Genomic DNA, 8,856 nt, shown 5'->3' with positions numbered 1-8,856 from the left:
TGCGCGGTTCCCTCGCTCACGCCCGCTTCCCCGGGACCGGGCGCCATTCGCTCCTGCTCACCGCGCCCTTTCGCCGACGTCCTGTCGGCTCATCCCGGAACCGTGCCCTCCCTCGGCGGACCCGGATGGCGCTTCCCGCTGCGGCTGGTCTTTTTTTCTTTATGTTGCTTTTTCATGGCTGGCACTCCTGCGCCTGAGCTTCACACCTCGCCACTTTCAAGAATGAAAAAATGAATGTGCAGGCGGGGAGGGGGCGCCATCCGCAGCGCCGGGCGCAGAGTGACGGCCAGGGCGAGCCGGCAGGACGCCGGCGAGAGCGCGGGGTGAGCAGGAGCGAATCCGCGCGGTCCGTTAAGGCCGGAGGGATGCGTCCGGGAATTCGCGAGGACGGCGCGGGGCGCGGATTGCTAAGGGGCGCGCCCACCCGCCCCTTAGCCCGTCCGCATGCGAAAATGCCGCTGAAACTGCCAGAAGCCTGGCGGGCGGAACTCCCTCAGTGCCCCGCGCTGCTAAGCGCCCAGTCCCGCGCTGCCGCGCCCCTCCCCAGCAGACAAAGCAAACTGAAAACCGGCAGATAATGCGCCATTACTTCTGCGGTTGGGACAATTTTCCGAAACTCGTCGGCTTTTCACCTCGTCTGTTTACAGAAAATTCAGGACAGGCAAAATAGCGTTTATTTTCTCACCGTAATTGACTATGTCTGAAGAAGCCCTGCGTCAGCAGATCCAGAACCTGAAAAAACACAACGCGCGCCTGAAGCGCATTGCGCATGATGCGCGCAATAAACTCAGCGCCGCGCTGGATGGCACCGGACTCTGCCTGTGGCAGCTGGATATTCCCAGCGGCAAACTGGTGATATTCAACCGGCGCTGGGGGGCGATGCTCGGCTTTCAGCCGAAGGAGACTAAAGCGCGGTTTGATGCCTGGCGGGAGTGTCTGCATCCGGAAGATGCTGATGAGGTGCTGCGGGCGTTTTACGATCATATCGAAGGGCGGGCACCGTGGTATGAGGCGCTGCACCGTATGATTGGCAAAAATGGCAAAATTACCTGGGTGCTGGACCGCGGTCGCGTCAGCGAGTGGGATGCGGCGGGTAATCCACTGCGTGTGACCGGTACGCATATCGATATGACCAAAGAGAAAAATTATGAGGCTCAGCTTGCGCTGCTGGCGCATCACGATCCGCTGACGGGTCTCGCCAATCGCCATGCGCTCTCCGTTCAGTTTGCACAGATGCAGGCCGGAGGGCCGCTCTGCGTGGCGTTTATCGATCTGGACAACTTCAAACACGTCAATGATACGCTCGGTCATCGCAGCGGTGATGAAGTGCTGATCCAGCTCAGCCAGCGGATGCTGGACGCTCTGCCGCCTGTGGTGCTGGCAGGCAGGCTCGGCGGTGATGAGTTTGTGCTGCTGATGCCATTCCTGATCGACTACCCTAAAGTGCGGATTCTGGCGCAGGCGGTGCTGGAGGCGGCGCTGCAGCCGTTTGATGTCGACAACGGTCTCGCACAGATTGGCGCTTCAATCGGGGTGGCTCAGGTACGGGCAAAAGAGAGCTTTGATGATGCGCTGAAACGGGCGGACGAGGCGATGTATCAGGTGAAGCGTAACGGAAAACAGGGGATAAGGCTTGCTGCCTCCGGACAGGAGAGACGCGACGTTTAATTATTAAACGCATCCGCTGTCACCCCTGTTCGCGTAATGCGCCTAAACTTGTCTGTGATTATTGCTGCAGCGATCTCTGCCGGCAATAAAACTGCCTGTTATCGGCCACACACGGAGAATGAGATGAGCACTTTTCAGACTAAAGATGGCGTTACGCTCTGGTTTAAAGACTGGGGCAGCGGCCAGCCAGTGTTGTTCAGCCACGGCTGGCCGCTGGATGCGGATATGTGGGACAGCCAGCTGACTTTCCTCGCGGAGCGGGGCTATCGCGTTATCGCGTTTGACCGTCGCGGTTTTGGCCGCTCAGAGCAGCCGTGGGAAGGGTATAACTACGATACCTTCGCTGATGATATCCATGACCTGATCGAACATCTTCAGCTGGAAGAGATTACGCTGGTAGGGTTTTCAATGGGCGGAGGCGATGTCACGCGCTACATTGGCCGCTACGGCAGCGCAAAAGTAAAATCGCTGGTGCTGCTGGGTGCCGTAACGCCGGTGTTTGGCCGGAAAGCGGATCATCCGGAAGGTCCGGAACAGGCGGTCTTTGATGATATCAGGGCGGGATTACGCCAGGACCGTGCGCAGTTCATCAGCGATTTTGCCACGCCGTTTTATGGTCTGAATGCCGGACAGCAGGTTTCAGACGGGGTGCTGACCCAGACGCTCAATATCGCGTTGCTCGCTTCGCTGAAAGCGACTATCGACTGCGTTACGGCGTTTGCAGAGACGGACTTCCGGGATGATATCGCTAAAGTCGATGTGCCCACGCTGGTGATCCACGGCAGTAACGATCAGGTCGTACCCTTTGAGGCGACCGGCAAGCTGGCGCATGAGATGATTAAACATTCACAGCTGAAAGTGTATGACAATGCACCGCACGGCTTTGCTGTTACTCATCAGGATCGACTCAACGCCGACCTGCTCGCCTTTTTGCAGCAGCAGAAATAAAAAAAGGTCGCCTGCGGGCGACCTCCTCTGAACTGCAGGGCAGAGTTAATCTGCCAGCAGATGACCATACATCGTCAGCAGACGACGCGTCACGCCGTTGGTCCAGCCAAAACCGTCCTGCAGCGGATATTCGCCGCCGCCGCCCGGACGCGCCCGATCGCCGCTGATATCATATTTCTCAACCAGCTTGTGATGCAGCGAGTAGAAGTTTTTCACCGTCGTCAGCCAGTTCACCGCAATCTCAGTGGCCAGCGTCTCTTCACCGTAATGATTCAGCCCCACTACGGCCATCCACTGCAGCGGTGCCCAGGCGTTAGGCGCGTCCCACTGCTCGCCGCTCTCGACCATCGAGGTCAGCAGTCCGCCCTGCGTCAGCAGCAGCTGGCGCAGCGCAATGGCCTGCAGATGCGCCTGCTCAGGCGAAGCGAGGCCGAGGAACAGCGGTACAACCGCAGCGGCAGTAAAGGCGCCAAACCGCTCGTTGCGCCAGTCGTAGTCACGATAAACGCCTGCGGTGGTATCCCAGAGGTAACGGTTAATCGCCTGCTTGCGCGCATCCGCTTTTTTCTGCCACGCCAGCGCCGTCAGCTCTTCGCCCCGGGCGTGCGATAGCGTGGAGATCATCAGCTCCAGCTTGTAGAGAAACGCATTGAGATCGACCGGGATAAACTGCGTAGTACGGATACTCGCCAGTCGCTGCGGATCGCGTAGCCAGCGTGAAGAGTAATCCCAGCCGGATGCAGCACCGGCGCGCAGATCGCGGTAAACCTCACTGGCCGGACGGCTCGACTTGCTGGCCGTCTCCACATCTTCCACCCAGGATTCATCACGCGGTGTGTCGCGATCGTCCCAGTAGCGGTTGAGCAGAGAGCCGTCGGGCATGCGCACAACGTGACGATAAGCCTGATGCGGCATCAGCTCACCTGCGCCATCCATCCAGAACTGATATTCTTTCATCAGCTGGTCAAGGTAGCGTTTGGCACCGCGAATGCCATCCTCTTCAAACAGCTCCACCATCAGGGCAAATACCGGTGGCTGCGAGCGGCTGAGATAGTAAGTACGGTTTCCGTTAGGAATATGACCGTAGTTATCGATCAGCCAGGCAAAATTGTCCGCCATATGACGCAGCAGATCGTCACGTCCGGCATCAGCCAGCCCCAGCATGCTGAAATAGGAGTCCCAGTAATAGGTTTCGCCAAAGCGGCCGCCGGGTACCACGTAAGGTTTTGGCAGCGGCAGCAGCGAGGAGTGTGGCATATGCTGCTGAGGCATTTTTGTCAGCACCGGCCACAGATCATCGATGTGCTCTTTCAGCGTTTTATCCGGATTTGAGACATAAAAGCTCTCATTTACCTGCGGCAGGTAAAAGTGCTCATGAATAAACTTTTCCAGATCGAGATCGCCCGCCCGTTTGCGGCGACGATAGCGGATAAGAATATCCAGCGGATCGAATTTAGGCGCGCAGTCGGGAAATGTTTTGCTGTCAGCAAAAATATGAGAGGTCTGAACGTGTTCAAACATCTCCAGATAGCGATCGGCAGGCGTCAGCGCATCCGGTGCCGGCAGTCCCTGAATCAGCTCAGGTTCTGGCTCCGAATCTTCTGCGCCTTCACGCACGAACTCATGAGGATCGTATTGATACCCCAGATCAGCATGGGCTTCGTGTTCACCGAACACCTGGCGTGGCTGGTGGTTAGTATTAATAACGGCCTCCTGAAATTCCTGGTTGCTCAAAAGACAAATTATAGAGGGTTCGCGGTTGCAGACAACAATGCGAAATATCTATGAACGTAATAAATATTGTCGATGGATCGCCGTTTTTGCCTTTTTTGCAATATTAACAACGGCCTGTATTTAAAGATATTTAAGGTGTTTCTTAAATATACCTTCAGAAAGCGCACCGGATTAATCTGCAAATAAGAAAATCGCCAGTTTCAGGTGCCGCTCTCCCTTTTTTCTTGATCAATTTATGCGGTTGTTTTCTGCGCCCGTGCCCGACTTACGCGTTTCAGCCATCCGGGCGTCTGTGCATCCAGGAGATGCACAGGATCTCGCCGCGGTAAATTTTTGTGCCAGATGAGCAGGCGCTAAGCGAAAACGTTATTAATTACCTTTCGCTATAAACAGTTTTTTTTTAATTTTAATTTAACTAAAAAACGGCCGTGCAATAATTTTTACACTACGCTGGCGCAAACATCAGGCTGTCGTTTTGGTTGTTACCGTAATTAACAATCAAATGAACTGCTTAAAGAAGTAATCTCTTTTACAGCCGCTAAGCTTAATAACAACATTGTCACAATAGAGCAGGATAATTAACCTTAACTCAGTGATTTTAAACAGATAGTTTCTCGCAAAAACAATGATCTTAATCAAGATTTACTGGTATAGTTTTATTCACTCCTACTTTTCCGTTTGTTCCTGCCGGGGTTCTCACATTTGGCGGGAATTGATGACGGTGTAGCAGAAATTATTCTGTGCGCCATCTTTGTTAATAATAAGTAAAAATTCCGCGTAATTTTGTGGCAATGAGGTAAGCAATGTTTGGATTAGATGCTTTTCATCTGGCCAGGATACAGTTCGCGTTTACTGTCTCCTTCCATATTATCTTCCCGGCCATCACTATCGGGCTTGCCAGCTTTCTGGCAGTGCTTGAGGGGATGTGGCTGAAAACCCGTAACGAAACCTATCGCGATCTCTATCACTTCTGGTCGAAAGTGTTTGCGGTGAACTTCGGTATGGGGGTGGTCTCAGGTCTGGTTATGGCCTATCAGTTCGGGACCAACTGGAGCGGGTTTTCGCAGTTTGCCGGGAGTATTACCGGTCCGCTGCTGACCTATGAGGTGCTGACTGCCTTCTTCCTTGAGGCGGGCTTCCTCGGCGTCATGCTGTTTGGCTGGAACCGCGTCGGACCAGGCCTGCACTTCTTCGCCACCTGTATGGTCGCGTTAGGTACGCTGATCTCCACGTTCTGGATCCTCGCATCAAACAGCTGGATGCACACGCCGCAGGGCTACATCATCCAGAATGGTATTGTGGTGCCGGAAGACTGGTTCAAAATTGTGTTTAACCCCTCATTCCCTTATCGGCTGTTCCATATGTCGGTGGCGGCATTCCTTGCCAGCGCCTTCTTTGTGGGCGCGTCCGGGGCATGGCATCTGCTGCGCGGCAATGACAACCCGGCGATCCGCAAGATGTTCTCAATGGCGCTGTGGATGGCGCTGATTGTTGCTCCGATTCAGGCGATGATTGGCGATGCGCACGGCCTGAACACGCTGGAGCATCAGCCGGCAAAAATTGCTGCCATTGAAGGACACTGGGAAAACCCGCCGGGTGAAGCCACGCCGCTGATCCTGTTTGGTATTCCGGATATGGAAGAGGAGCGTACGAAGTATGCGCTGGAAATTCCTTATCTCGGCAGCCTGATCCTGACGCACAGTCTTGATAAACAGGTTCCGGCACTGAAAACCTTCCCGAAAGAGGATCGGCCTAATTCGCTGGTGATCTTCTGGTCGTTCCGCGTCATGGTGGCGATGGGGCTGCTGATGATCACGCTCGGCGTGTTCAGCCTGTGGCTGCGTTATAAACAGCGTCTTTACAGCTCACGACCGTTCCTGTGGTTTGCGCTGCTGATGGGACCATCGGGCCTGATCGCTATCCTTGCTGGCTGGTTCACCACTGAAATCGGACGTCAGCCGTGGGTGGTTTACGGCGTGCAGCGCACAATTGATGCGGTTTCAGCGCATGGCGACCTGCATATGAGTATCAGCCTGCTGGCCTTTATCCTGGTCTACTCATCGGTGTTTGGCGTGGGCTATGTCTATATGATGCGTCTGATCAAAAAAGGTCCGCACACCGGTGAAGGGAAAGATGTCCGTCACGGTGGTCCGGGTCAGGATAAGACGCCAGCGCGCCCGCTCTCTGCTGCACATGAGAGCCTGGATGCTTCGCAGGAGGGTAAATAAATGATCGATTTTTCCGTTATCTGGTTCGCCATCATCGTCTTTGCCACGCTGATGTATATCGTGATGGATGGCTTTGACCTGGGCATCGGTATTCTGTTTCCGTTTAACAAAGATGCCGTTGAGCGCGACATGATGGTTAACACCGTGGCGCCGGTCTGGGATGGTAATGAAACCTGGCTGGTGCTGGGCGGAGCAGGGCTGTATGGCGCCTTTCCGCTCGCCTATGCGGTGATCGCTGATGCACTGGCGATCCCGCTGACGGCTATGCTGATCGGCCTGATTTTCCGCGGTGTGGCGTTTGAATTTCGCTTCAAGGCGACTGAAGAGCATCGTGCATTCTGGGATAAATCGTTTATTGCCGGCTCGCTGCTGGCGACCTTCAGCCAGGGCGTGGCGGTCGGTGCGATGATCAACGGTTTCCCGGTTAAAGGACGTGAGTTTGCCGGTTCAGCTCTGGACTGGCTGGCCCCGTTCCCGCTGTTCTGCGGCGTGGGTCTGGTCGTGGCCTATGCGCTACTGGGCTGCACCTGGCTTATCATGAAAACCGAAAACGAACTGCACCGTAAAATGTCTGCGCTGGCTACGCCGCTGGTGATTGCGCTGCTGGTGATAGTCGGCATTATCAGCCTGTGGACGCCGTTTGCTCACGAAGCGATTTCGCAGCGCTGGTTTACCCGGCCAAACCTGTTCTGGTTCCTGCCGGTGCCGGTACTGGTTCTGCTCTGCTCGTGGGGGATCATGCGCGCCATCAAACGTGAGGCGCACTATTCGCCGTTCCTGCTGACGCTGGCGCTGATTTTCCTCGGCTTCTCCGGGCTTGGCATCAGCGTCTGGCCAAACATTATTCCGCCATCCGTAACCATCTGGGAAGCGGCATCGCCGCCGCAGAGCCAGGCCTTTATGCTGGTGGGCAGCCTGCTGATTATCCCGATGATTCTGGGCTATACCTTCTGGAGCTACTATGTGTTCCGCGGAAAAATCAAAGCTGACGCAGGATACCATTGAGATGCAAACGGAGGTCAGCAACATGAAACAGCACACTGAACACAAAGCGCCGCTCTGGAAGCGGGTGATGTGGCTGGTGATCATCTATGGTGCAAGCGTGCTGGCACTCGGCGTGGTGGCATCCCTGTTTCGTATGATGATGACCGCGGCAGGTATGCGTTCGCATTAATATCTGTCTGCAGCAGAGCGGCACAGCACAGCGTGCCGCTCGCCTTGCGTTAAAAAAAGTTAGTAACCTAAGCAATTAGTGCGCCGCCCTGAGCGGATCCTTTACTCTTCCTTACGTTGGTTAGGCGATTTTGTTATATTTATGTGACAAATAACGCATTAACGCGCGCTTTCCTGACTCATTCAATTAGAACCATGCTTAGCCTGAACCTGAAAAAGCAGTATATCTCTGACCTGGTTGACTGGATTGAAGCCAACCTGACCGATGAGCTTAATATCGATCTTATCACCCTGAAATCAGGCTATTCCAAATGGCATATGCAGCGCATGTTCAAGGAGATGACCGGCCAGACGCTGGCCTCCTACACGCGCAAACGCCGCCTGACTTTATCCGCTATGGCGCTTCGCTTAACCAGCATGCCGCTGATCGACATCGCCGTACGTTTTGGCTTCGACAATCAGCAAAATTTTACCCGCGTGTTCAAAAGCCATTTCTCGCTGACGCCTGGCGCCTATCGTCGTATTCCGGAAATGCGCATGAAAGCTTTTCACAGCCGCATCTCTGCGCCGCGCCCGTGGGTTAAAACACGGCTCGCCGAGAAACCGGAAATTCGTCTGAGTGGAGAGGTGGTGGAGTGGGAGTGCCGCTTTGGCGAATATATTGACCATCACAATCATATTGTGGCGCAGCATACACGCGACTTTATCGCCTTTGCCGGACAGCACGCCACGCGCGGCTGGCTCGGTTTTCAGTTCAGTCCCGGCGTGAGCTCGCTCGATCAGCAGCATATCAGCCTGTTTCAGGCGCTGGAGAGTGAGCACGCTGACGTTCTGCCGCAGCATGTGCAGAACTGGACCGGCGAGAGCGGGCTGTATGCAGAGATCGACTGGCATGGCGCGCCGGAAGAGATCAACGCCTTCACCGCCGAGATTTACTACAACCATCTGCCCGCGCTCGGCGTGGCACGCCGGCCCGGTAAAGATCTGCTCAGGCTCGATTTGAAATACAGTACGCCGCAGCTGCTGCAGGGCACCTTTCATATTCCGGTAGCACTGGAATAATCAGCAAATTGTGCGGCTAAATGTGACAAACCGCACAATTTTA

7 protein-coding genes are annotated in these 8,856 nt (G+C 54.9%); 6 read left to right on the top strand and 1 reads right to left on the bottom strand.

The genetic code is table 11. The features are described from left to right. Nucleotides 1-696: 696 nt before the first annotated feature. Entirely contained in the window at nt 697-1,668 is a 972-nt protein-coding gene (locus tag HA43_RS09610) for a sensor domain-containing diguanylate cyclase (protein WP_094111538.1), read from the top strand. 123 nt (nt 1,669-1,791) lie between these two features. Beyond that, nucleotides 1,792-2,616: an alpha/beta fold hydrolase gene (locus HA43_RS09605; protein WP_071668595.1), complete on the top strand. Its 825-nt coding sequence runs from the start codon at nt 1,792-1,794 to the stop codon at nt 2,614-2,616. Nucleotides 2,617-2,661: 45 nt separating this feature from the next. On the opposite strand, the gene treF is transcribed toward HA43_RS09605, so the two are convergent. Next, nucleotides 2,662-4,320, bottom strand: coding sequence for an alpha,alpha-trehalase TreF (treF, locus tag HA43_RS09600; protein WP_094111541.1), 1,659 nt, complete (start codon nt 4,318-4,320; stop codon nt 2,662-2,664). Between the two features lie 833 nt (nt 4,321-5,153). On the opposite strand from treF, the gene HA43_RS09595 reads away from it, so the two are divergent. The 4 genes from HA43_RS09595 (at nt 5,154) to HA43_RS09580 (ending at nt 8,813) form a co-directional block, all read left to right on the top strand. Then, nucleotides 5,154-6,578, top strand: coding sequence for a cytochrome ubiquinol oxidase subunit I (locus HA43_RS09595; RefSeq protein WP_039380115.1), 1,425 nt, complete (start codon nt 5,154-5,156; stop codon nt 6,576-6,578). Further along, nucleotides 6,579-7,583, top strand: a complete 1,005-nt coding sequence (cydB, locus tag HA43_RS09590; RefSeq protein WP_039380114.1) for a cytochrome d ubiquinol oxidase subunit II — start codon at nt 6,579-6,581, stop codon at nt 7,581-7,583. Between the two features lie 22 nt (nt 7,584-7,605). Beyond that, nucleotides 7,606-7,752: a DUF2474 domain-containing protein gene (locus HA43_RS09585; protein WP_369826793.1), complete on the top strand. Its 147-nt coding sequence runs from the start codon at nt 7,606-7,608 to the stop codon at nt 7,750-7,752. A 194-nt stretch (nt 7,753-7,946) separates the two neighbouring features. Further along, a complete protein-coding gene (locus HA43_RS09580; RefSeq protein WP_039380113.1) occupies nt 7,947-8,813 on the top strand; it encodes a helix-turn-helix domain-containing protein in 867 nt (288 codons plus the stop codon). Nucleotides 8,814-8,856: the final 43 nt, after the last annotated feature.

Origin of the sequence: Pantoea eucrina (genome assembly GCF_002095385.1) — a bacterium.
GTDB lineage: Bacteria > Pseudomonadota > Gammaproteobacteria > Enterobacterales > Enterobacteriaceae > Pantoea > Pantoea eucrina.
The sequence above is the reverse complement of the archived record's forward strand: the minus strand, read 5'-3'. Positions and strand labels throughout refer to the sequence as shown.

Coding starts and splice junctions, on each gene's coding strand:
- HA43_RS09610 (WP_094111538.1), top strand. CDS start 697: ATGTCTGAAGAAGCCCTGCGTCAGCAGATCCAGAACCTGAAAAAACAC.
- HA43_RS09605 (WP_071668595.1), top strand. CDS start 1,792: ATGAGCACTTTTCAGACTAAAGATGGCGTTACGCTCTGGTTTAAAGAC.
- HA43_RS09595 (WP_039380115.1), top strand. CDS start 5,154: ATGTTTGGATTAGATGCTTTTCATCTGGCCAGGATACAGTTCGCGTTT.
- cydB (WP_039380114.1), top strand. CDS start 6,579: ATGATCGATTTTTCCGTTATCTGGTTCGCCATCATCGTCTTTGCCACG.
- HA43_RS09585 (WP_369826793.1), top strand. CDS start 7,606: ATGAAACAGCACACTGAACACAAAGCGCCGCTCTGGAAGCGGGTGATG.
- HA43_RS09580 (WP_039380113.1), top strand. CDS start 7,947: ATGCTTAGCCTGAACCTGAAAAAGCAGTATATCTCTGACCTGGTTGAC.